This window comes from Bradyrhizobium sp. UFLA05-89, assembly GCF_059803475.1.
On record NZ_JBANBA010000020.1, the window covers coordinates 82,331 to 106,621 of the forward strand.

General features: G+C 63.6%; 17 protein-coding genes and 1 pseudogene. 10 read left to right on the top strand and 8 right to left on the bottom strand.

The genetic code is table 11. From position 1 onward, the window contains the following. Positions 1-12: 12 nt before the first annotated feature. The 6 genes from SO139_RS13640 (at position 13) to SO139_RS13665 (ending at position 7,393) form a co-directional block, all read left to right on the top strand. Positions 13-915 carry a VOC family protein gene (locus SO139_RS13640; protein ID WP_449383119.1) on the top strand — a complete coding sequence of 301 codons (903 nt, stop codon included), beginning with the start codon at positions 13-15 and terminating at the stop codon, positions 913-915. Further along, on the top strand, positions 912-2,519 hold the full coding sequence (locus SO139_RS13645) for a bifunctional 3-(3-hydroxy-phenyl)propionate/3-hydroxycinnamic acid hydroxylase (protein ID WP_449383120.1): 1,608 nt from the start codon (positions 912-914) through the stop codon (positions 2,517-2,519). The genes SO139_RS13640 and SO139_RS13645 overlap by 4 nt, the downstream gene beginning before the upstream one ends. Then, positions 2,516-3,364 (top strand): fumarylacetoacetate hydrolase family protein, encoded by an 849-nt coding sequence (locus SO139_RS13650; protein WP_474801297.1) that lies wholly within the window; start codon positions 2,516-2,518, stop codon positions 3,362-3,364. The genes SO139_RS13645 and SO139_RS13650 overlap by 4 nt, the downstream gene beginning before the upstream one ends. A gap of 115 nt (positions 3,365-3,479) precedes the next feature. Continuing rightward, entirely contained in the window at positions 3,480-4,808 is a 1,329-nt protein-coding gene (locus tag SO139_RS13655; RefSeq protein WP_449383122.1) for an MFS transporter, read from the top strand. A 122-nt stretch (positions 4,809-4,930) separates the two neighbouring features. After that, a complete protein-coding gene (locus SO139_RS13660; RefSeq protein WP_449383123.1) occupies positions 4,931-6,076 on the top strand; it encodes a helix-turn-helix domain-containing protein in 1,146 nt (381 codons plus the stop codon). An 81-nt stretch (positions 6,077-6,157) separates the two neighbouring features. Next, positions 6,158-7,393, top strand: a complete 1,236-nt coding sequence (locus SO139_RS13665; protein WP_449383124.1) for an acyltransferase family protein — start codon at positions 6,158-6,160, stop codon at positions 7,391-7,393. A gap of 10 nt (positions 7,394-7,403) precedes the next feature. Here the strand turns inward: SO139_RS13665 and SO139_RS13670 are convergent, their stop codons facing one another. The 3 genes from SO139_RS13670 to SO139_RS13680 form a co-directional block, all read right to left on the bottom strand. Further along, positions 7,404-8,732, bottom strand: coding sequence for a cytochrome-c peroxidase (locus SO139_RS13670; RefSeq protein ID WP_449383125.1), 1,329 nt, complete (start codon positions 8,730-8,732; stop codon positions 7,404-7,406). Between the two features lie 16 nt (positions 8,733-8,748). Then, entirely contained in the window at positions 8,749-10,443 is a 1,695-nt protein-coding gene (locus SO139_RS13675; RefSeq protein ID WP_449383126.1) for a phospholipase C, read from the bottom strand. 178 nt (positions 10,444-10,621) lie between these two features. After that, complete coding sequence (locus SO139_RS13680) at positions 10,622-11,413, bottom strand: transporter substrate-binding domain-containing protein (protein WP_449383127.1); 792 nt, start codon at positions 11,411-11,413, stop codon at positions 10,622-10,624. Positions 11,414-11,653: 240 nt separating this feature from the next. Here SO139_RS13680 and SO139_RS13685 point away from each other — a divergent pair, with 240 nt between their 5' ends. Beyond that, positions 11,654-12,847, top strand: coding sequence for an efflux RND transporter periplasmic adaptor subunit (locus SO139_RS13685; RefSeq protein ID WP_449383128.1), 1,194 nt, complete (start codon positions 11,654-11,656; stop codon positions 12,845-12,847). A gap of 12 nt (positions 12,848-12,859) precedes the next feature. Then, positions 12,860-16,018 (top strand): efflux RND transporter permease subunit, encoded by a 3,159-nt coding sequence (locus tag SO139_RS13690; protein ID WP_449383129.1) that lies wholly within the window; start codon positions 12,860-12,862, stop codon positions 16,016-16,018. A gap of 235 nt (positions 16,019-16,253) precedes the next feature. Here the strand turns inward: SO139_RS13690 and SO139_RS13695 are convergent, their stop codons facing one another. The 5 genes from SO139_RS13695 to SO139_RS13715 all read right to left on the bottom strand — a co-directional run bounded on the left by SO139_RS13695 (position 16,254) and on the right by SO139_RS13715 (position 22,842). Beyond that, positions 16,254-16,940 (bottom strand): ATP-dependent Clp protease proteolytic subunit, encoded by a 687-nt coding sequence (locus tag SO139_RS13695; protein WP_449383130.1) that lies wholly within the window; start codon positions 16,938-16,940, stop codon positions 16,254-16,256. Between the two features lie 126 nt (positions 16,941-17,066). After that, positions 17,067-17,612, bottom strand: a complete 546-nt coding sequence (locus SO139_RS13700) for a hypothetical protein (protein WP_449383131.1) — start codon at positions 17,610-17,612, stop codon at positions 17,067-17,069. Positions 17,613-18,059: 447 nt separating this feature from the next. Continuing rightward, positions 18,060-19,112, bottom strand: coding sequence for a phosphate ABC transporter substrate-binding protein PstS (gene pstS / locus SO139_RS13705; RefSeq protein WP_449383132.1), 1,053 nt, complete (start codon positions 19,110-19,112; stop codon positions 18,060-18,062). Between the two features lie 186 nt (positions 19,113-19,298). Beyond that, positions 19,299-21,566, bottom strand: coding sequence for a cation:proton antiporter domain-containing protein (locus SO139_RS13710; RefSeq protein WP_449383133.1), 2,268 nt, complete (start codon positions 21,564-21,566; stop codon positions 19,299-19,301). 103 nt (positions 21,567-21,669) lie between these two features. Further along, on the bottom strand, positions 21,670-22,842 hold the full coding sequence (locus tag SO139_RS13715; protein ID WP_449383134.1) for an MFS transporter: 1,173 nt from the start codon (positions 22,840-22,842) through the stop codon (positions 21,670-21,672). A 64-nt stretch (positions 22,843-22,906) separates the two neighbouring features. Between SO139_RS13715 and SO139_RS13720 the strand changes: the two genes are divergently transcribed. Together SO139_RS13720 and SO139_RS13725 are read left to right on the top strand one after the other, a co-directional pair. Continuing rightward, complete coding sequence (locus SO139_RS13720; protein WP_449383135.1) at positions 22,907-23,704, top strand: AraC family transcriptional regulator; 798 nt, start codon at positions 22,907-22,909, stop codon at positions 23,702-23,704. Between the two features lie 135 nt (positions 23,705-23,839). Beyond that, positions 23,840-24,291 (top strand): annotated as a pseudogene (locus SO139_RS13725) (IS110 family RNA-guided transposase); the annotation flags it as partial.

Consider the following 24,291-nt stretch of genomic DNA (forward strand, 5'->3'; position numbering starts at 1 on the left):
CGAGGAAGCCCGATGTCCGATTTTCCGGTGGTCGCCTTGCGCAGCGTCGAGATCACGACGCCGCGGCCAAGCACCTCCGCCGATTTCTACCAGAGGGTCTGGGGGCTCGATTTCGTCGCGGAAGCTGGCGGCACGATCTATCTCGCAGCGACCGGTGCAGACTTCCACGTGCTCGAACTCACTCAAGGTGAGCAGGCAGCGCTCCGCAAGATCAGCTTTCGCGTGCGCTCGCGTGAGGACCTCGATCGCCTGTTCGCCCGCGCAGGCGAGGCCAAATGCGAGATCATCACGCCGCCGGGCCCATCGCGGGCGCCATCGGGCGGCGAGCATTTCGTGATCCGCGAGCCCCAGGGCTGCTGCATCGAGTTCGTCCATGGCGATCGCACAAAGACGGCGCGCATCATCGCCAACCGGCCCGAGCGGCTCGCGCATGTCAACATCAACAGCGCCGATATCGAAGGGCTCTCGACCTTCTATCAGGCAGTTCTCGGCTTTCGCCTGACGGATCGCTCGAAGCTGATGGCGTTCCTGTGCTGCAACAGCGATCACCACGCCGTCGTCCTTGCAGAAGCACAGGTCAATGGTCTCAACCACGTCGCCTTCCTCATGCCCGACCTGGAGTCGGTGATGCGCGGCTCCGGCCGCATGATCGATCACGGCTTTCCGATCGGCTGGGGCGTCGGGCGGCACGGGCCCGGCGATAACGTGTTCGCTTATTTCGTCGATCCGACCGGAATCGTCATTGAATACACCGCCGAAGTCTTGCAGGTCGACGACAGCTACCGTGCCAAGGGGCCGACCGAGTGGGTCTGGCCGCCCGGGCGCACGGATCAATGGGGCATCGCGCCGCCCAAGAGCGAGGCCTGCAAGAGGGCGCAGCTCTCCGTGCTGTTCGACACGGGTCGGCGCGCATGACGATGTCTTCAGCCACCACCGACTACGACGTGCTCGTCGTCGGCTTCGGACCGACCGGCGCGGTTGCGACCGGCCTGCTCGGCCGCCTCGGCCATCGCACGCTTGTCATCGACCGCCTCACCGGCATCTACGACAAGCCGCGCGCGATCGCGCTCGACCACGAGATTTTTCGTCACTTCGACAATATGGGCGTTGCGGACGCAATCGCGCCTTACGTCGAGCCCTTCACCGCGTCCGAGCACTTTGGCGCCGACGGCCAGTTGATCCGCCGCATCGACATGGTCGCAAAGCCCTACCCGCTCGGGTACACGCCGAGCATGGTGTTCAGCCAGCCGCCGGTCGAGGCTGAGCTGCGCCGTCACGCTTTGAGCTTCCCTTGCGTGCGAGCCGAGCTTGGCGTCGAGCTGGTCGATCTCATGCAGCGGCCCGGCCGCGTCGAAGCAAAGCTGAAAGACGCCGATGGACAGTCGCAAATGGTGACCGCGCGCTATGTCCTCGGCTGCGATGGCGCATCGAGCACAGTGCGGCAGATCGCCGATATCGCGCTCGAAGACCTGATCTTCGACGAACCGTGGCTCGTCGTCGACGTGCGTGTTGATCAAGACGCTCTCGCAAAGCTGCCGCAAAAATCCGCGCAGTTCTGCAATCCGGCGCGGCCCGTGAGCTTCCTGATTGGCCCGAAGAACCATCGCCGCTGGGAGATCATGCTGCTGCCGGACGAGGACCCGCGGCAGATGGAGCAGCCGAAGAACGTCTGGTCGCTGCTCTCGCCCTGGCTTGCACCTGAAGACGGCGAGCTGTGGCGCGCTGCGTCCTATCGCTTCCACGCGCTCGTCGCAGCCAACTGGCGCAACGGCCGCATCCTCATCGCGGGCGATGCCGCGCATCAGCAGCCGCCCTTCATCGGGCAGGGCATGTGCCAGGGCCTGCGCGACGCGACCAACGTCGTCTGGAAGCTCGATCGCGTGCTGAGGAGCACGTCGCCCGACGCACTGCTCGACAGCTACACAGCGGAGCGCAAGCAGCACGTCATCGAGCTGACCGGGAAGATCAAGGCGATCGGCCAGTCGATCTGCGAGCGCGATCCCGCCGCCGCGCGCCGTCGCGACGCGCAAATTTTGGCCGATGGCGGCGGCAAGCCGCTCGCGCTGACGCGACAGGAGATCATCCCGCCACTGCGCGCAGGCTTTCTGTCGGAGCAGGACGGCGCGGCGCGCGGCAGCCTGTTTCCGCAGCCGAGGATCGCGAGCGAGGGCGCTTCCCGCCTGCTCGACAAGGTCACCGGTTTCGGCTTGCGCGTGTTCATCGACGGCCGCAGCAGCGACGCGTCATTGCTCGCCTCACTCTGCGCGGCATATCTCGATCTGCCCGCAACGGCCATCGCGCCGGCCGGCGCCGGCAAACCGGATACGTTGGAAGAGATCGACGGCGTGCTCGCCGGCTGGTTCGACCGTCACGGCATCGTCGCCGCGATCGTGCGGCCCGACCATTACGTGTTCGGCACCGCGCGTAGCGCCTCCGAGCTCGACCACCTCTTGCAAGACATCAGCGCACGCCTGCACGGCAAGCACAATCCGGACTTGAGAATGGAGAAGACAGCATGAAACTCGCAACCATTGCGATAGACGGACGGACGACCTGGGGCGTCGTCGAGGGTGACAACTTTTTCGATGTCGGGGCGGTGCTCGCGTCACGTTATGCCGATCTCCGGGCGGCCCTCGCAGGTGCCCTCGCCGGCGTTGCGGATGCCAAGTCGAAAGCGGCTGCCAGCCCGCTTGCGAAGCTCATCTGGCTGCCGGTCGTACCCAATCCAGACAAGATCCTTTGTGTCGGCCTGAACTACGAGACGCATCGGAAGGAAACCGGCCGCGCCGAGGTCGAGCACCCCACGATCTTCTCGCGCTACGCCAACAGCCAGACCGGGCATCTCAAGCCGATCATCCGGCCGCGCGTCTCGACCGACCTCGACTTCGAGGGCGAGCTTGCGGTCATCATCGGCAAGGCCGGGCGCTATATCTCCCGCAGTGAAGCGATGGGCCATGTCGCCGGCTATGCCTGCTACAACGACGGCAGCGTCCGCGATTTCCAGCGCCACACCCATCAGTTCACGCCGGGCAAGAATTTTCCGGACACCGGCGCGTTCGGCCCGTGGATGATGACGCCGGACGAGCTCGGCGAACTTGCCGAGTTGAAGCTTACCACCCGCCTCAACGGGCAGGTCGTGCAGGAGGCGCAGATCAAGCACATGATCTTCGATATTCCGCGCCAGATCGAATACTGCTCGACCTTCACGCGGCTCGAGCCCGGCGATGTCATCGTCAGCGGCACGCCGGGCGGCGTCGGCGCCAAGCGCACTCCGCCGCTGTGGATGAAGCCCGGCGACGTCGTCGAGGTCGAAGTCGAGCGGCTCGCCGTGCTGCGCAATCCGATCGTCGACGAGGCACGGTGAGCAATCCGCGCGCCAGAAGCGGCCTGCAACTGCGGCGAAGCCCAGGCGGCTTCGCCCGCGCGCCAGCGCACTTCTGACGTCAAAACACACAACAAGACAAAACAGGGGGAACATCATGAGTAACAGCGCAGATGTCATGGTCGGAGGAACGGGCCGGACCGACACGGCACCGGTCACGCCCGCGTATCGCAAGCTCGTCGTGGCGTCCTCGCTCGGATCGGTGATCGAGCACTACGACTTCTTCATCTACGCCTTCACCGCCCCCGTGGTGTTCGACCGCTTCTTCTTCCCGAAGATGGATTCGACCGCGAGCATGCTGGCGGTCTACGCGACATTCGCGGTCGGCTTCGTCGCGCGCCCGCTCGGCGGCATGGTGTTCGGTCATTACGGCGACCGGCTCGGCCGCAAGGCGATGCTGACGATTACCTTCGTGCTGATGGGCGTCGCGAGCTTCTTGATTGGCTGCCTGCCGAGCTATGACGCGATCGGGCTCTTGGCACCGATCGCGCTCGTCGTCTTGCGCTTCGTGCAGGGCTTCGCCTTCGGCGGCGAATACATGAACGCGGTCTCGCTGACGCTGGAGAATGCGCCCTCGGCACGGCGCGGCTTCTTCGCCTCCTTTGTCAACGCCTCCGGCCCGATCGGCGTGATCCTGGCGTCCGGCTTCATCGCACTGCTCGGCTTCGTCTCGACCCCGCAGGATTTTGCGCAATGGGTCTGGCGCGTGCCCTTCGTGCTGAGCCTCGTGCTGGTCGTGCTCGGCACTTACATCCGCCTCCAGGTCGACGAGTCCACGCTGTTTAGGGCGGTCGAGGCATCGGCCGCGCGGCCGAAGGCGCCGCTGCTCGACGTGGTGCGGTCGTGGAAGAAGTCCGTCATGTTCGGCTGTCTCGCCAACATGGTGCACAGCACGTTCCAGTACATGAGCACGGTGTTCGTGCTCGGCTATGCCGTGAAGACGCTCGGCATGGCGCAGTCCAACGTCACGTTCGGCACCATGGTCGCCAACGTGCTGGAGATGTGCATGGTGCCGCTGATCGCGAGCTTTTCGGACCGGTTCGGCCGGCGCCCGTTCATGGCGGTTGGCATCCTGCTCGCCGCGGCGTGGTACCCGATCTACTTCCAGCTCGTCGCGACCAAGGATCCGACGCTGCTCATCATGGGCCTCGTCGTCTCCATCGGCATCATCCACGCGCTGATGTTCGCACCTGAAGCAGCCTTCACGGCAGAACTGTTTCCGACCGAGGTCCGCGTCAGCGGTTCCTCGCTCGGCAAGCAGCTCGGCATCATCCTCGGCGGCGGCATCGCGCCGCTGGTCGGCACCGCACTGATGGGAGGAGCGGGCGGCAGCTTCACGCCCGTCATTCTCTATTTCGAAGCGATCGCGGCCTGCGCCTTCATCGGCATCCTCCTGGCGCCGGAGAGTTCAAAACACGCCCTGTAGGCTTGGCTACAGCTTTACTTGGCGGCCGGGAAAGCCCGACCGCCGTCCGCAATTTTGGATTGTCCCGGCCTACGGCTGATGCGAGATTGGAAGCATCGAACGGGATAATCTGAATTGTGACCATGATGGGTTTCACGGCGCTTGATCTCGGGCTCCGCGGCGCGGCAAGCGGCGTGTTTCTCCTGATGGTGCTCGTGCTGCTGCGGCTTCGGCCCGTCAACAAGCACATAGTGCTTGGCATCGCGATGTCGGCCGGAGGCGCGGCCTTCGCGATCGCGACCGCACCGTTCATCCCGAAATCCTCGCTCTGGTGGACCCTGTCGATCCTGTCCGGGCAACCCGTCGTAATCTGGCTGTGGGCCCGGATCACGTTCGAGGACGATTTCGTCCCCCTGCCCTGGCATGCTGCAATGTGGCTTGTCATGGTCGGGTTCAGCTTCGCGGTCAGCCTCGCCTGGACGAGCTATCCGGCGATCGCGCACCGCGGCGCCGATGTGCTGGCCGTGGTCGTCGTCCTGCTGATGCTGTCCGCCGCCGTTCACATGGTGAGGACCTGGCGTGCCGACCTGGTTGCCCAGCGGCGCCGGTTGCGCACCGTGGCACTGGTCATCAACCTCGTCTTCGTCGTCCTCATCGCCGCATCAGGCCTGCCGCCTCCGCCCGTCACCGGCGCCGGCATATCCGGCAGTCTTGCCACAGCGGCCGGCTTGTTCATGCTGGCGATGCTCGGAGGTTTCGGTCTGTTCAGTGCCCAGATCACCGCGACTCCGCGTGATGCGACCGCGGCAATCGCCTCGTCCAATGCTGACAGCGAGGCCGCGGCCACCCCGAACGGGGGTGATCGCGCATCGATCGCCCCGGCGCTGCTGCGCCGTCTCGACAGCCTGATGACCGTCGAGCGGGTCTACCGGCAGGAAGGGCTCTCGATCGGCCGGCTGGCGGCGATGCTCGATCTGCCCGAATACCGACTCCGGGAAGCGATCAACGAGGGGCTGGGCCATCGCAACTTCAACGCCTTCCTCAACAGCTACCGGATCGAGGAGGCCAAGGCGGCGCTGTCGGAGGCAAGCCAGCGCGACGTCCCGGTCCTCACCATCGCCATGGACGCCGGCTTCCAGTCGATAGGTCCTTTCAATCGCGCCTTCAAGGTCGCAACCGGCATGACGCCCACCGAATTCCGGCGCGACGCCCTGGCGCGCGCGCAGCCGCCGGAGGTCGAAAGCGAGACGAATCGCAAAATCGGCCAATCGTCCCAAGGATTCGGCTAGCCGAATTGTGGATCGGGCGAGAGCGGATCCTCGCCGTCCGGCAGGCTCACTGACGTCGTCCCTCCTATCCCCGAGGCCTTCATGTCCAGCCCGACCACTTCCGCTGCGGAACGTCTCCACGCCCTCGATGCCGTCAGGGGCTTTGCGCTCCTGCTCGGCATCGTCCTGCACGCAACGCTCTCGTTCGTCCCGGCGCCGACACGGTTCTGGGTGATCCAGGACACCCAGCCCAGCACGACATTGGCGCTGCTGTTCTTCGTCATCCACGTGTTCCGGATGACGACTTTCTTCGTCATGGCGGGCTTTTTCGCCCATATGAGCTTCCATCGCCGCGGGCCGCGCGACTTCATTGCCGATCGGCTGCACCGGATAGGACTTCCGCTCCTCGTCGGCTGGCCGATTATTTTCGCAGCGATGGCAGCCGTCACGATCTGGGCCAGCGCCTTCCCGCATGGTGGACCGGTGTCGGGCAGTCCCTGGCCTCCGGCGCTGCCCAAATTTCCCCTCGCCCATTTCTGGTTTCTCTACGTGCTGCTGGAACTCTATGCCGCCACGCTGCTGCTACGCGGCGGCATTGTCCGGCTGGACCGGACCGGCCGGTTTCGCGCCGGCGTCGACCGGCTGATCGCCCACCTCATGGGAAGCCGGTTGGCGCCTCTGCTTCTCGCCCTGCCGATCGGCGTCGCTCTCAGCCTCGATCCGAAATGGATCGGCTGGTTCGGCGTCCGCACGCCGGATCAGTCTTTCCTGACCAACGCGCAGGCGTTGATCAGCTACGGCGTCGCGTTCGGCTTCGGCTGGCTCCTGCATCGCCAGATCGATCTGCTCGGCACCTTGAGGACGCGCTGGCTCTCCAATCTCGTCGCCGCCGTCATTCTGATTGCTATCAGCTTCGTCCTGACGCTTGTGCTGTCTTCTCCGGCTGCGCGGGCCTTGCCGGTCAGCGTCGGAACGATCAGGCTCGCCAGCGCCATCTGTTACGCGCCTGCGATCTGGACGACGACTTTTGCTATCATCGGGCTTGCGCTGCGGTTTCTGTCCGGCTTCAGCCCGGCCCGACGCTATCTCGCCGATGCCTCCTATTGGCTCTATCTCATCCACATGCCGATCGTCATGGCGCTCCAGGTCGTGGTCTCCCAGCTCGATTGGGCATGGCCGTTCAAATTCGCAGCCATTCTCGTGGTCGCCATTCCCGTGATGCTGGCGAGCTACCAATGGATGGTGCGTTACACCTTCATCGGCACGGTGCTGAACGGCCGCCGCTTGCGGCGCGAGCAACCGCACGCCATCGCCGTCGCAGGTCCCGTCGCGCCGTGAGGCCCCGAGCTCAGCGCTCCGGCTGATAGCCGTCCGTCAGCGTCTTCAGGAAGGCGATGATGTCAGCTTCGTCCTGCGCCGTCATCGCCGGCGTGTCGCCGAGGTGGCGGTCGAACGGCGGATCGCTGACGTCGACATTGGCGTGATATTTCGCCGGCAGGTCGTCGTATTTCAGCACGATCCCGTCGGCTCCGCGCGGAAACACTTTTTCCGGATTGGTGTCGCGGAAATTGTAGAAGTCCATCACCTCTTCGAGCGTGCGGAAGACGCCGTTGTGGAAGAAGGCGCGGCGTATTGCCGTGTTGCGCAAAGTCGGCGTCAGGAACATGCCGCAATATTGCGTCTGCTCGGCGATGTCGGTGCGATACGGGCCGCAGACCCCGAGATCGAAATGATCGGGATCGCGGTTGCGCGCGAGCGCGGCATTGCGCGGCGCGCCGAGCGCTTCGTATTGATGGTCCGTGAAAAGCGGCGGCAGGCCATCGCGGGTCGGCGCGGAGGTGTGGCAGCCGGCACAATTGGCCTTCTCGGGATCGTTGAACAATTTGAGGCCGCGCAGCTCACTTTCGGAAAGCCGCGCCTTGCCCTCCAGCCAGTAGTCGTACTTGCTCGTATAGGGATGGAAGCTCGGCTCTTCCACCTGATAGCGTGCAACGGCAAACATCGCCTCCGCGACCAGCAGCCGCTGGTTTTCGAGCACGCCGGCGCCGAACAGCTCGGTGAAACGCGGGACGTAAGCCGCGTGGCGCAACTTGTCCGCCACCACCTCGATGCTACCGCCGTCCATCTCGTTGGGATCGAGCAGCGGACCGAGCGCCTGCTCCTGGAGCGTGTCGGCGCGGCCGTCCCAGAACAGACCTCCTTGCGGCACGATGTTGGCAGCGGATCCGGCGCCCCCGGCGACTTTCGTCGCGCGCGCGGCCTGCTGGCCGAGCGCGGCCATCTGCGCGAGATCAATCACGTTGTCGTCGTCGCCCTTGTCGGGGCCGATGCTGAAATTCGGTTGTCGCTCGAGATAAGTCAGCGAGGGAACGGCGCGCGCACCTTGCTGCGACACCGTCCGGCCGCCGAGCATCACCGGCCCGTCGTTCGGCGGACCGTAGGCGTGGTCCGGGCTGTGGCACGATGCGCAGGACAGCGCGCCGGACGAGGAGAGCGAGGCGTCGTAGAAGATCTCGCGCCCAAGCTGCGCCATCGCAGAGAGCGGCGCGACGGGCGGACGCATGAAGCGAACCGGATTCGGATTCATGCCCGGACGCTCTTGCGTCTCCGCCGCAACGACGGCGCCGGCCATGCAAAGCAGGCCGGCGCCGAGGAGCCACACGATGCGGCTGTTCATATGACGTCCAATAATCCTAGTGGTGATGGTGCTCGTCCGGGGGGCTGACCACGACCGTGCCAGAGGTCGGGTCGAGGAACAGCGCGTCGATCCTGAGATCGTGGCCATGGTCCTGATGGAAATCGAACAGATCCATGATCGAACCGGCCGTTGCATCGAACGAGCCGCCGCCGAGGCGCTTGCCGTGCAGCCAGTTGTCTTCGATGAAGCGCACCACCGAAGCCTGTGAGATGGCGGTGTGGCTGACGAAGTTGGTCTTGGCGTAGGGCGAGATCACGACGAAGGGCACGCGGGTGGCGGGACCGCAACGGCCGTTGACGGGCTTGCCGCTGACACCGTTCTGTTGCGGCTGCTTGGCGGTGCCGAGGCCGCACTGGCCGGAACCGTTAAGCTGATCGGCGGTCGTGTCGTAGGAGGCGCTCGTAGGCGTGGCGTAAGCGTGGTCATACCAGCCGTCCGAGTCGTCATAGGTGATGATGACAGCCGTCTCGCGCCACTCGGGCTGCTTCTGGAGGAAGTTAATCAGCTCGACCGTTCCCTGCTGCTCGTCGAGGGGATCGGAATAGCCAGCATGGCCATCCTGATAGGCAGGCAGTTTGACGTAGGAGACCGCTGGGAGATTGCCTGCCTTCACCGCCGCGTAAAAATCCTCGAGGTCGTAGCCGTGATTGGCGGGATCGAGGGTCTTGCCGTCCTTCTCGTAGGTGTGGCCGATCGCATGGACCGAGCTCGGCCGCGCATGGGTCGAATTCGCGGTCGACTTGTAGAACTGAAACCAGGCGTGATGCGGAACATAGTCCGCCTTGGCGGCGCCGACGACGGTCGAAAACGAGCTGCGTGCGCAGCCGGTGGTGCCGTTCGAGTTGGTCACGGAAAGATCGAAGCCGCCCATGAACGAACCCCAGCTGATGCCGGCATCGTTGAGCAGATCACCAATGTTCTTGCCGGTCATCGTGACCTGCGTCGTGTAGCCCGGCGTGCTGCAAGGATCATAGGCGGGACCGGGGTCGCCGATCACCGTGAGGCCACCCTGGCCGTCTGCGATGATTTGCGTGGGATTATTGCCGAGCACCGCCACTGCGCCATTGGTCTGGCCCGAAATCACGTTCAACGCGCCCACCGTCGACGGACCATAGGTGTCGGTGTAGGCATTGTCGTTCATCGCGAAGTGCTGCGCGTAATTCCAGAACGCGGTGACGGTGTTGCCGTCGAAATAGCCCATCACCTGGCCGGTGGTGCCGAAAGCACCGACGCCGCCGGCTGTGCCGCGACCGGTATATTTCGGGAACAGATCAGCCTTGCCGTTGTCATAGGCCTGCTGCTCCGGCGTGTAGGCATGGTTCTGCGACTGAGTGTTGGCCTGCGTGCGGTCAAGACGGAAAGGATTCGTCGCGCCGGCGCCGTTGGCCGCGTTGTTGTTCGGATTGCTTGTCAGCAAGTTGGCGTTGGCGAGGTTGTTCACCTTCGGCGTATGCGGCTTGGCAACGAAAGGAATCGAGCCCGACGGGTTGGTCGCATTCGGATACGTTGCGAAATAATTGTCGAACGAGCGGTTCTCGTTGAAGATGACCACGAGATGCTTGATCGGCGTCTCGGTGTGGTGGTGGCGTTGATCGCGATCGAAGTCGTCCTGACCGAACACCGGTGCGCCGCACACGAGCGCCATCGCGACCGCGAGAATCGCGGTCGTGCCGAGAAGTTTGTTTTTCATCTTATTGCCCCAAGATCAAAAATTATGACATCGACGCGCGGCAAACTAACCGCCGTGAATGACAGGTCTGTGTCGGTTTGACGCAGACCGCATCACGCGGCCTTCGCGAGGCTGCGTTTTTTTTGGGCGGCGTGTTTGGCCGAGATCCTCAGCGCGCTCGTTTCGACGAAGGGACGCCCTATTCCGTCCGGATCGGCGCGTCCTTCAGGCCGTTGGCGTCATAGGCTCTGCGCAAGGTGCCATTGACGAGCGCATCGGTCATGAACTTGGTGACGAACGCCAGCGCCTGCGAATGGCCGAGTGGCACGGCGACCGCAGTGACCGTCTTCTTGAAGGTCTCGTCCAGCACGCGCGTGCCGGGAATCTTTTGCGCCATCTTGTTGAGCTGGTCGCGCGACAGCGCGAAGGCGTCGATCTCACCGTTCTTCAGGAGTTCGAAAATTTCGTCATAGGTCTGATAGCCCGTCACCTTCGCAGCCTTTAGATGCGCGACGGCGCCGCGCATCGTGGTCGTGGCGTTGACGGCGGCAACCTTGATGCCGGGCTGGTCGAGCGTCGCAAAATTGGTCACGCCCGATCCCGGCTTGACGATGTATGTGGCGTCGGCGACCTCGTAGATCGGCCCGAACGCCATCTTGGTCTCACGTTCGGGATCCTTCGGCAGGAACGTGACATCCCAGCTCCCCCTCGCGGCCGTGTCGGTGATCTGTCCGGAATTGTTGTGCACCACATATTCGACTGACACGCCGAGCTCGCCCGCCATCGCCTTGCCGAGGTCGACGGGCACGCCGGCGAAGCCTGCTTCAGTCCTGGTCGACCAGAACGCGCCGCCGGCCGGGCTGATCGCGATGGCGACGCGCAATTTGCCGCTCGGCGCAATTTCAGCCCTGAGATCCTCCGCCATCGCCGGCACCGCCATCATCGCCGCGAGCGCGAGACCGGCGCAGGCCGGCCAGATCGAGATTGGCATGTCATGTGTCTCCCCGTCCGCTCGTCCGTCATCCGTACCCCGTCGAAATTGTGATCGATCGTGCGCCCGGTGAAAAGCGGATTTGCCGTAATCACAGACAAAACTGTCACATGCCGCGCCGCTCTTCGCAGTGCAAGACCATCGCGCCGCCATGGCTATGGTGTTCCACGGCCCCCCGTTTGTTGCTATCAAATCGCGAGGCGGCCTGCCGCAGGCATACAACAGACGGGGAACACCGCAATGACGCGCGCGAATCTCGCTTGTCCCGCACGGCACGATCAACAGCCTGGACAGATCGGGCGGCTCCTCGCCGCAATGACCGTCGTCGTCGCACTTGCGGGGTGCGATCAGAAGAACGTCTACGCGCCGCCGCCGCCGCCCAAGGTGGATGTCGCAGTGCCCGTGCAGCGCGCAGTGACGCGCTATGTCGAGGCCACCGGCAACACTGCGCCGATCAAGAGCGTAGATCTCGTGGCCCGCGTGCAGGGCTTTTTGCAAACGATCGACTATCAGGACGGCACCTTCGTGAAACAGGGCACCCAGCTCTTCACGATCGAGCCGGAAACCTACAAGCTGAAGGTCGAACAGGCGCAGGCCGCCGAGGTCGGCGCGCAGGCCACGCTCAAGCAGGCCGAAGCCGACTTCAAGCGGCAGACCGAGCTCGTGCAGCGCCAGGCGGTCTCACAATCGACCCTCGACACGTCGACATCCACCCGTGACAACGCCCAAGCCAGTCTCCAGCAGGCCCAGGTCAACACGAGGCTCGCCGAGGTCAATTACGGCTACACAAAGGTCTCGGCGCCTTTCGACGGCATCGTCAGCGCGCACCTGGTCTCGATCGGCGAGCTCGTCGGCGTCTCCTCCCCGACGCAGCTCGCGACCATTGTCGCGCTGGACCCGATCTGGGTGAACTTCACGGTCAATGAGCAGGACGTCCTACGCATCCGCGCCGAAGCAGCCCGCCGCGGAATGACCGTCGCCGACCTCAAGCAGTTGCCGGTCGAGGTCGGCCTGCAAACCGAGACCGGCTATCCGCATGAGGGCCACCTCGATTATGTCTCGCCCACCCTCAACTCGTCGACCGGCACGCTCGCGGTGCGCGGCCTCATTCCCAATGACAAGCGGGTTTTGCTGCCCGGCTATTTCGTCCGCGTCCGCGTGCCCTTCGACCAGGACAAGAATGCGCTTCTTGTCCCCGACACAGCCCTTGGCAGCGACCAGGGCGGCCGCTATCTGCTGGTGGTCAACAACGAGAACACGGTCGAGCAGCGCAAGGTGCAAATTGGTCAGGTCGACAACGGCCTGCGCGTGATCGAGAACGGCCTGAAGCCGGACGACCGTGTCGTGATCGCAGGCTTGTTGCGGGTGATCCCGGGCCAGAAGATCGATCCGCAGCTGACGAAGATCGAGCAGCCACAGGCGTCTGCCAAGTAGGAGCTGCCGGCCATGATCTCAAAATTCTTCATCGAGCGGCCGGTCCTCTCGAACGTCATCGCGCTTCTGATGATCCTGATCGGCGGCGTCGCTCTGTTCAACCTCGCAATCGCGCAATATCCGGACGTGGTACCGCCCACGGTGCAGGTCACCACGCGCTATCCCGGCGCCAGCGCGAAAACCGTGATCGACACGGTCGCGCTGCCGATCGAGCAGCAGGTCAACGGTGTCGAGGACATGCTCTATATGCAGTCCTACAGCGGCTCCGACGGCACCTACACGTTGACCGTGACCTTCAAGATCGGCACCGACCTCAACTTCGCGCAAGTGCTGGTGCAGAACCGCGTCTCCAGCGCTTTGTCGCAACTCCCGCAATCGGTGCAGAACCAGGGCGTGACCGTGCAGAAACGGTCGACCTCGATCCTGCTGTTCGTAACGCTGACCTCGCCGGACTCCAGGTTCGACAGCCTTTATTTGAGCAACTACGCCACCATCAACATCCGCGACGAGCTCTCGCGCCTGCCCGGCGTTGGCAACGTCACGGTATTCGGCGCCGGCCAGTATTCGATGCGGGTGTGGCTGGATCCCAACAAGCTGCTGGCCCGCGATCTGGTGCCGCAGGACGTCATCAACGCGATCCAGCAGCAGAGCCAACAGGTGTCGGCCGGCCAGGTCGGCGCGCCGCCGACGCCGCCGGGTCAGGCGTTCCAGTACACTCTCAACGTCAACGGACGCCTCGACGACACCACGCAGTTCGAGAACATCATCGTCAAGACCGGCACCAGCGGCGACGTCACGCGCGTGCGCGACGTCGGCTGGGTCGAGCTGGGCGCGCAGACCTACAGCCAGATATTCTCGCTCAACAAGCAGCCCGCCACCGGCATCGGCGTGTTCCAGTCGCCCGGCGCCAATGCGCTGCAGGTCGAGCAGGCCGTCGAAAAGAAGATGGCGGAACTCGCCAAGCGATTTCCGGAAGGCATCAAATACGACACGCCGTTCGACACCACCAAATTCGTGCAGGCCTCGGTGCATGAGGTCTACATGACCCTGATCGAGGCGGGTCTCCTGGTCCTGGTCGTGATCCTGGTGTTCCTGCAGGATTGGCGCGCGATGCTGGTGCCGGCGACGACGGTGCCGGTGACCATCATTGGCGCGTTCGCCGCCATGGCCGCGCTCGGCTTCACCATCAACATGTCGACGCTGTTTGCGATCGTGCTCGCGATCGGCATCGTGGTCGACGACGCCATCGTCGTTGTGGAAGGCGCCGCCCACAACATCGAGCAGGGCATGAACGGTCACGACGCCGCGATCCGGGCGATGGACCAGCTGTTCGCGCCGATCGTCGGAATTACTCTTGTGCTGATCTCGGTGTTCCTGCCGGCCTCGTTCCTCGCAGGACTCACGGGTCGCATCTATTCGCAATTCGCGCTGGTGATCGCCGCGACCGCGCTGCTCAGCGCCATCAACGCGGCGACGCTGAAGCCGACGCAGTGCGCGCTGTGGCTGCGGCCGACCGTGCCGCCGGAGCAGCGCAACTTCTTCTACCGCGGCTTCAACGCCGTCTATAACCGCGTCGAGCGGGGTTATACGCGGCTGATCGGCGCCCTCGTCAGGAACGCCACGGTCTCGGTCGCGATTGCATTGGTCCTGATCGCGATCGGCGGCTACGGCCTCTCACGGGTGCCGACCGGCTTCCTGCCGATCGAGGACCAGGGCTATCTGATCGCCGCCGTGCAGCTACCCGACGGCGCTTCTCTCGAGCGAACCCAGAAGGTGCTCGACAAGGCCAGCGAGCTTATCAAGGACACGCCGGGCGTCCAGCAGGTCATCACCATTGCCGGCATTTCCGCGCTCGACAACAGCGCGAGCCTCGCGAATGCCGGCGTCGCCTACATCATCCTGAAGGACTGGGATGCGCGGGGCAAAGGCGAGGATCTGCGTTCGCTGGTGTACGGCCTGAACGACAGGGTCGCGACCATCATGGAGGCACGCACGCTGGTGCTGCCGCCGCCGCCGATTCAGGGCATCGGCAACGCCGCCGGCTTCTCGATGCAGGTCGAGCTGCGCGACGGCAACAGCGATTTCGCAAAGCTCCAGGCGATCACGAGCGCGATGGTCTCTAACGCCCAGAGCCAGAGTGCGCTCCAGCGCGTCTCGTCCTCGTTCCGCTCGTCGGTGCCGCAATTCAACGTCGAGATCGACCGCATCAAGACCCAGACGCTGCATGTGACGACGGACCAGGTATTCTCGGCGCTGTCGACCTATCTCGGCTCATCCTACGTCAACCAGTTCAACAAGTTCGGCCGCGTGTTCCAGGTCTATACCCAGGCCGATCCGGCGTTCCGCGTCACCGAGCGCGACATCGCCAACATGCAGGTTCGCAACTCGAACGGCGACATGATCCCGATCGGCACCGTCGCCACGATCACGCCGGCCACGGGTCCGTCGCTGATCAGCCTCTACAATCTCTATCCCTCCTCGACCATCGTCGGCCTGCCGGCGCAGGGGTACTCGTCCGGCGAATCCCTGCAATTGATGGAGGAGATCGCGGACAAGACGCTGCCGCCCGGCACCGGCTTCGAATGGACCGCGATGTCCTATCAGGAGAAGGCCGTCTCCAACCAGATCTACTGGGTGTTCGGCCTCGCCATGCTGCTGGTCTATCTCGTGCTCGCAGGCCAGTACGAAAGCTGGTACGCACCGATCTCGGTGATCCTCGCGGTGCCGCTGTCGCTGATCGGGCCGATGCTGGTGCTCAATGGCCTCAACATCGACAACAACCTCTATTGCCAGATCGGCCTGATCCTCCTCATCGCGCTGTCGGCCAAGAACGCCATCCTGATCGTCGAGGTCGGGCTGGAGTTGCACGTCCGCGACGGCAAACCGTTGCTGGAGTCCGCGATCGAAGCGGCACGCGCCCGCTTCCGGCCGATCCTGATGACGTCGTTCGCCTTCATCCTCGGCGTCGTGCCGCTGGTGCTCGCAACCGGCGCCGGCGCCAGCGCCCGCAAGTCGATCGGCATCACCGTGTTCTCAGGGATGCTCGCCTCGACCTGCCTCGCCGTGTTGTTCGTGCCTGCCTTCTTCGTGGTGGTGCAGCGTTTCGAGAACTGGCGTGCGTCGAAGAAGACAGCGCCGGTGGCGAAGCCGGCCGTCGAGGCGAAATCCTAGGCGCTCCCCTCTCTCCGACGAGGGAGGAGCAAAAATGTCGAAAACAACCCCATGCAAAGTAGCTGACGACGCCGGCACGAAAATTTCGTATTTTACGAAATAACTTGACGCGTCGGGCAAATCAGGTGCATACAGTCATGATCGCAACGCCTGCGTTAGGACGGATACCGGGCGGCCGAGCTGATCCTGTGCCCTGGTACGTGCCCTCAGACTTGGTGCAGTTGGCTGATGTCTGCTAACGAGCGGGCGTGCGAACAAGGCTATCGACGATGCCAGAGCCCTCATCTACGAGCTGTTGACCGCTCATCCAGATATCGCTGCCCGAGATCTTCTTACGCATCATGGCAAGCCAGACCTCGCTAACGCCGCGGATGCCGATGTCGTTACGGAAGAACTCGTCGGTGGCATGCGTCTCGATCGACTTGACCATTTCCGAGAAGAAAGCATTCTCGACGCTGCCGAACTCCCGTTGCTTCATGCTTTCCCTGGCACTGCTCTGTAAGCTGGCCTGGTGAAACATGAAGTAGGCTTCGGGATCGGCCATCCGGCTGGCGCCAGCGAGAAAAATCGGAACGCACATCGAGGCACAGACGCCGGCTTTCTGGACGAGCGTATCGATCGCACGATCGCGGGCGCGGATCGCGGCGACGACTTTGCGTCCATGCTCGATCGAGCCGCCCGGCGAGTTGAGGACGAGCACGAGCCGGCGTCGATCGGCCTTGTAACGATCAAGGGCCGCAGCGACACGCTCGCTCATCGGCTCCTGCACCGGCCCGCTCCAGCCGAGCAGGACGCGGTCCGTCTCCTCGCTGATGGACAGGGTCTGTCGAGACGCCACGTCGCCGGAGCCGGAAGGCAATTGGAAATAGCCCCAAAACAGCAAAATGCCGCAGATGGCGCCAAGAACTTTGAGCAATGACACGGCCTACGCACTCGATCTGCAAAGGGAGTGGATGAATCCGGGATGTTCTTCAGAAACCTTACGGATACAATGAACGGTGCTTTCGAAATGATCGGCGAGGTGACGCTCGCGGTCAGACGTCGGTCATCATGACCTGACCGCTTTCCCGAGAAGCGAGAGCGCGACGAAGGCCATCAGAGCCAATATGCCCGCCGAGACAACAAACGACAGCGTACGGTTCCAGAGCTTTGCTTCCGCGGCGTAGAAGATCGAGACCGCCGTGCGGTCGGTCGTTGAGCGCACCGGCACGAGCGCCTCCCCGCCACCGCCTGAGAAGAGCATGTAGAAACCAACATCGATCGGCGCTTGATCAGGCTTGGCGACAGATTTGATCTTGGCCGTGCAGAAGGTGATCACGAAGTTTGTTCGCTTGCACTTACCCTCCATAGCCTGCAAGTCATACGCTGGCTGCCAGGTTCCGGCCAGGCGATGGTCGCGCACGATGTCCGGACCATAGCTGACAAACAGCCCGTAAAGCCCCCCGCAACAAGCGAGAAACAGGATGAGCCAGCGAAGCGGGCCGCCTGTCGCCTGAGCCGCGTCGGTGCCGGCCGAGCTTCGTGCAGCAGCCATGTCGACGTTAAGAGCTTGTGCACCGGCACCAACTCCGGATTGACGCTTGCCGAACGACATTGTGGTTACTCCTGACACTGAAGTCGCCTGCTACCTAAGGATGAACCCCATAAGACTTCGCTAAGAAGTATCGACGAATTATCAGGATGCAGACATCGTTAACGCTGGCGGCCGTGCCCCTGTCGACGCGACGGAACGGAGATTTTCGTATTTTCCGACACAATTTGACGCGTCGCGGCAAATCAGGTGCATGATGTCATTGTCGCAACACGTGGGGACGACCTAGCCAGCCCTGTTGGGCCTCTGGCTCTCATGACCTGCAGACGGCTCTCGGACGAATGTGGTGACGTCAGGTGTTGTCCATGGCGGACGAGAGAGAGGATGTGGCCATGTCGACGCGATTGAGCCCAAGCCGTCGTTCCGTTGCGACCCAATTCCCCATCGCTCATTTGATGTGACGGTTCGCGAGACCCTAGGCGATCGGCATACCAACGCCACACACAAATGTCATTGCTTGCTGGCGGCCGATGCCGACATCGTGGAGGCTTGAAGGCTCTGCTGCCAATACGACTCGATCTGCTGGATCAACGCGGCCGGCAGGGGAACGTAGTTGAGCATTTCGGCCTGGGACTTGCCGCTTTCCAGAGACCAGCGAACGAAGTCGATGGTGGTTGTCGACCTCTCCGGCGATTTTGGCTGCTTGTGCATCAACACGAATGTCGTGGCCGTGATGGGGTATGCATCTTCCCCGGGAGCATTGGTGAGAACGAGATAGAAATCTTTCGCCGTCGTCCAGGCTGCGCTCGAGGCTGCTGCCTGGAATGATTTGGCGTTGGGGCTGACGAAGTTGCCGGCGCTGTTCTGGACCACGCCGAAGGAAATCCTGTCGAGCCGCTGCAGCGCGTAGGAATATTCAAGGTAGCCGATCGAGCCGGGGACCAGACTGACGAGCGAGGCGACGCCATCATTGCCTTTTCCGCCCAGCCCGAGCGGCCACTCGACCGAGGTACCCTCGCCTACGCTTGCCTTCCATTGCGCGCTGATCTTCGAGAGATAGTTCGACCAGTTGAACGTCGTCCCGGATCCATCGATGCGATGGACGACGGTGATCGGCTTGGCCGGCAGCTTCAGATCGGGGTTGACCGCCTGAATGGCTGGATCATCCCATGATCTCAGCCTGCCGAGGTAGATGTCCGCCAGCATCTGGCCCGTGAAGCGAATCTGGCCCGGCTTCACGCCCTCGATATTGACAACCGGGACGACGCCCCCGATCACGATCGGAAATTGCATCATGTCGAGCTTCTGCAACTCTTTCGGGTCAAGCGGCATATCGGTCGCGCCGAAATCGACGGCTTCCTTCTTGATCAAGCCGACGCCAATGCTCGAGCCCACCGCCTGATAACTGACGGTATTGCCGGTCGTTGCCTTGTAGGCGTCGATCCATTTCGCCATCACGGGCGAAACGAAAGTGGAGCCCGCACCCCTGGTCTCGGCGGCCAGGCTCTGGGTCGCAACGACAAGGGCGATGAAGATGATCGGTAGCCTGAGATGCGCCATCATGGACTCAACCCTATCAAGTCGAGCAGAGCAGCAGGTGTGGCCTATGTCACAAAAATGTAACAAAAACGAAATGTCGGCGCCAGCCAATTTCGCACTTCGCTTTGGCTCCCAAAGTATCCCGCTTGTGAGTGGCCAAGCGTGGACCAAGGCGGGTAACCGCGACCTGCAAGGCGCAGAGATGAAGTGCTAGGCTTTCTCCGCGGGAGTCCGGCGTGCCTCGCCGCTCGACACCAGGAGCACCGAAACCTTCGACTGCCTGAGCACCGCATCAGCGACGCCTCCAAAGGAGAGATGATCGGCCTGGATGCGGTCGACGCCCATGACCACGAGATCGACATCGGTGGTGTCGATCTCACGGAGGATCGCCGCCTCCGGCGCGCGGTTCACGCGCAACGTCGTCGTGATGTCGACGTCGTAACGAGCGGCGAGATCGCTTGTGTCCTTGAGGATGCCCTCCTCCTTGGTCAGTCCGCGGGACGTACCACGCTGCGCGCCCTTGTCCCGGGTCGTCGCCACATAGACGACGCGGAGCGAGCCTGATCCCGCCTGCGCCAGAGCGACCGCAACTTCCGCGCCGCGCTTGGAGACGCCGCTGCCGGAGACCGGAACGAGAATGTTGAATGCGTCGGGCATCGGTTGCTTCAAGTGCTTGCCTTTGGCCGCCACGATCGCAAGCGGCCCTTCGAACTCCGCTGCGACATCCTCGACCTTCCTGTCGAAACGATCCTTGGTCGCGGTAACCTTGTCGACGCCCACGACCAGGAGGTCAAATCCCTTCCGCGCTTCGTCGGCGATCGCTTCGCCCAGCTCCGCCCGCCGGGTTCGCGTGATGACGTCGACGTGGCCGCCCTCTCCGCCGCCAATGCCGGCGACAGCTTCGGCGGCTCTCTTCACCACGGCTTCGTGACTCTCCCCTTCGCTGACTCCCTTTTCTTGTTCCTTCGCTCGTCGGCCAATTTGCAGCACCGTGATCGGCAGGCCACGCATGCCGGCGACCAGGCCCGCGATGTGGGCGGCAAAGGTAGCGTTGACGCTTTCGTCGACGGCCAGCAGGGGCCGCTCGAGATTGGCGACAAAACCGCGCTTCTCGAACTCCTCGCGCTCGAGCCGCTCCTTCTCCTCCCTGCTCATCGGCAGCTTCGACAGTGCCACGCGCAGCATCGGCGGCATTGCCATTGTCGTCACGATCGCCATCGTCACGATCATCGTGAACAAGTTCTGGCTGAGCACGCCGATGGAAAGGCCGATGGTCGCGATGATGACCTCGGTCGAGCCGCGCGCGTTCATCCCGCTCGCGAGCGCCAGCGATTCCCGGTAGCTCAGACCGCCTATGGTCCCGCCGACGAAGGCGCCGCCGAACTTGCCGACACTCGCGATCAGGACGAGCAGGCCGGTGAGCATCAGGAGATGGGGATCGCGGAGCACCGTGAGATCTGCGCTGAGCCCGGCGAGACCGAAGAACACCGGCATGAAAAAGCTCGAGATCAATCCGCGCAGGCGCTCGTCGATCTGCCGGGTCAGGATCGGAGACTCCCCAACCAGGATGCCGGCGACGAAGGCGCCGAGCACGGTGTGCACGCCGATGAGATGCGTGATCAGCGCCATGGTACCCATCAGCAGCAGGATCACGGTAATGACCGGCGCGGTGCTGACGAGGGTATCGTTGGCCCAGCGGATAAGGTGGAACACCAGCCGCCGGCCGACGGTGAAGCTGACGGCGAGGAAGGCCAGCGTACCGATCACGGCCTTGGCGACGGAAGCGACATCGAGCGTGCCTTGCGATGCGAGGCTGAAGATGACGGCGATGATGATCCAGCCGATCGTGTCGTCGATGACTGCGGTCGCGACGATGATCTGGCCGACATTGCGGCGCATGAAATTCATCTCGCGCACGACCACAGCCACGATCTTCACCGACGAGATCGACAGCGCCGTACCCATGAAGAGCGAGGCCACCAGCCGCGCTTGCGGATTGGGCAGGAGCGCATCGGGCAGGAATTCTCCGAGCGCGAAGCCGCAGGCGAAGGGAACGATGATGCCGGCAATCGAGATCGCGATGGCTGCCTTGCCAATCTTCCTGACCAGCTTGAGGTCGGTCTCCATGCCGGTCAGCAGCAACAAAAGCAGGATGCCGAACTGGGCGATGCCATCGATCATCGCCTTCTGCTCGGGCGTCTTCGGAAACACCGCCTGCTGCGCCTCGGGCCAGATCCAGCCGAACAGTGACGGCCCGAGCAGGATGCCGGCAAGCAATTCGCCGATCACCGAAGGCTGCCCGACGCGCTGCATGATCTCGCCGAGGCCGCGGCCCACGGCGATCAGGACCACGATCTGCGCCACCAGGAGAAATTCAGACGGACCTGTGGATTTGCCGCCCTCGGCGCCGGCCGCAATGGTCGTGAGGACAAGCGCCGCGGGAACGAAGCCGACCGGTCGGAGCAGGCTCCACTGCATGCAGATATCGTTTCCCCTTCGGTTGATCCAGCGCGGTGCCGGCGACTAGGGGTAGAACCCGCGGGAGGCGGAGCGAGTTCCCGCCTCCGGTGGACATGATCCGTCACGCCGGCTGCGGCGTCCTGATCTCGCGCGGCAGGATGATCGCAGCCGCGATGGCGAGCAGGCAGAGCGCGGCGAAGGCCCGCAGCATGGTGACGAAGCCGCCCTGCTCGTAAAGCCAGGCGACCAGGCCGACAGAGGCGCCGGCCGCGGTGAAGCCGACGAAATAGCGCACCGCATAGGCGCGCGAGCGCCATTCCTCGGTGGTGTATTTGCCGACCATGGCGTCGTTGACCGTGACCTGCCCGAACGCGCCCATGACGATGCCGATCGAGACCACGATCAGCGGCAGGTTGGACAGGCTCGCCGCCAGATACAGGAACGGCGCCAGCATGAAGGACAGCGGCAGCGCCACCGTCTTCAGCGAATAATGATCGAGCAGCCGGCCGATCGTGTACTGCGTCATCGCGCCGAACACGTAGACACAGGCGGCGATCACCCCCAACAGCGCCGGGCTCCTGGTGAGATCCGCGAGCCGTTCGGCGAACAGCTTTGGCAGCGCCACCGTCACAGCATTGAAGGTCGTCGAGATCGCGATCACGACGATCAGCAGTGCAAGGACCACGCGCCACATGTCCTGCTTTGCAACGCGCGCCTGCGCCGCCGCCTGCTTGCTGCCCTTGCGATCCTCATGCACGACTGTCATGGCGAAGGCGATGCCGATCAGCATCGTGACGACGCCTGGAACGATGAAGGCAAAACGCCAGCCGAGATATTGCCCGATCACGCCAGTGACCAAGGCGGACGATGCAACGCCGAGATTGCCCCAGACGCCGTTCAGCCCCATCTCGCGGCCGAGCCTGTCGGCATAGGACACGATCATCGCGGTGCCGACGGGATGGTAGATCGAGGCGAAGATGCCGATCGCGAGCAGCGCCGCGCCAAGCTCGACCTGCGTCTGCACGAAGCCGACCGAGATCATCGAGACGCCGATGCCGATGAAGAAGATCACCATCATGTGGCGGCGGCTCCAACGGTCGCCCAGCCAACCAGTCAGCAGCGATCCCGCGCCGAAGGCGATGAAACCCGGTGTCGCGTAAGGCAGCAGCTCCGAATAGGCCATGCCGAGCGCCGGCCCCATGATGATCACGGCGGCGGCGAAGATCAGCATCGCATAGTGATCGATGAAATGGGCGGCGTTGACGAAACCGATCACCCGGCCGGGGTTGTTCATGACGTGCGAATCCTCTCCTGTCCCGAAATGGGTTATATGTCGGAGTCATGACGGGATGCTGCCAATGACTGTCGTCGAAACGCCAATCAAGGAAGTGCACGGAAATCACCGCTCGACCGCCGGCGTGCACCTCGTCGCGCGCGACTACCCCAAGGGCCTGCGGCTCGACCCGCACATGCACCGCGAGGCGCAGCTCGTCTATGCCGCGAAAGGCACGATGCAGGTAACCACGCCCAAGGGCCGCTGGCTGGTGCCGCCGGACCGCGCGGTCTGGGTGCCGGCCCATCTCGAACACGCCATCGACGTGCTCGCCGACATCGAGATGCGCACCCTCTATTTCGACCTGCCCTGGCTGAAACGCGAGCAGCGCGCCAAGGGGCTCGGCAAGGAGTTCGTGGTGCGGGTGTCGCCGCTCCTGCACCAGGCGATCCTGGCGCTCTTTGATTCTCGCAATGCGCCCGAGCGCACGGAGCTGCTGGTTCGCCTGGTGATGCTGGAACTGCACCAGGCCGAGGATTCCGCGACCTTCGTGCCGCTGCCGCGGGAGCCCCGCTGCCGACGCGCCGCCCTGATCGTGCTGGATGATCCGACCGGGAGCTACGAGATCGAGACGCTCGCGCACGAGGTCGGAACCTCCGCGCGCACGTTGTCCCGGCTGTTCTCCTCCGAGACGCAGCTCAGCTTCAAGAGCTGGTGCCAGCGCGCCCGCATCGCGGCCGCGATCGAAAGACTGTCGACCGATGCTGAAGTCTCGGTCAAGCAGCTCGCCTCGCAGCTCGGCTATGCCAGCGTGCCTGCCTTCTCGGCAGCCTTCCGCCAGGTGACGGGACGCACGCCGACGGAATTTGCGCGGAAGGAATAACCTCACCCTCGCAGTCATTGCCCGCGATAGCTTTCGCGGGGAATCCAGATGCTATGGGGTAAGCGGCGACTGGGGTAAGCGGCGGTGAGGGTGTGGACACCCCTCGAACGCCGTGATCACGCAATGGAGCAGCCCATGTCGCAATCGTTTGACGCCGGCAGGTCCCTCACCGCCTTCGAGCAGGATAGCACGTTGGTCGCAGTAATCGAGATGAGCCAGTCGAAGTGGCTGGTCGCGGCAATGATACCGGGAGTGGCGCGTCAGCCGCTGAAGAAGCTTGATGCTGACGCGGCCGCTCTGCTGAAGCTGTTGCAGCGTTGGCGCGAGGAAGCACGCAAGGCGGGCCGTGTGATCAAGCGGATCGTCTGCGCCTATGAGGCTGGGCGGGACGGGTTCTGGCTGGCGCGCTGGCTACAGACCCATGCCATAGAGGCCTATGTTATCCATGCGGCGAGCATCGCGGTGTCACGCGAGCACCGGCGCGCCAAGAGCGATCGGATCGACACGGAACTGCTGATGCGCTCATTGCTCGGCTGGCTGCGTGGCGAGAAGCGCCATTGCAGCATGGTCGCGATCCCGACCATGGC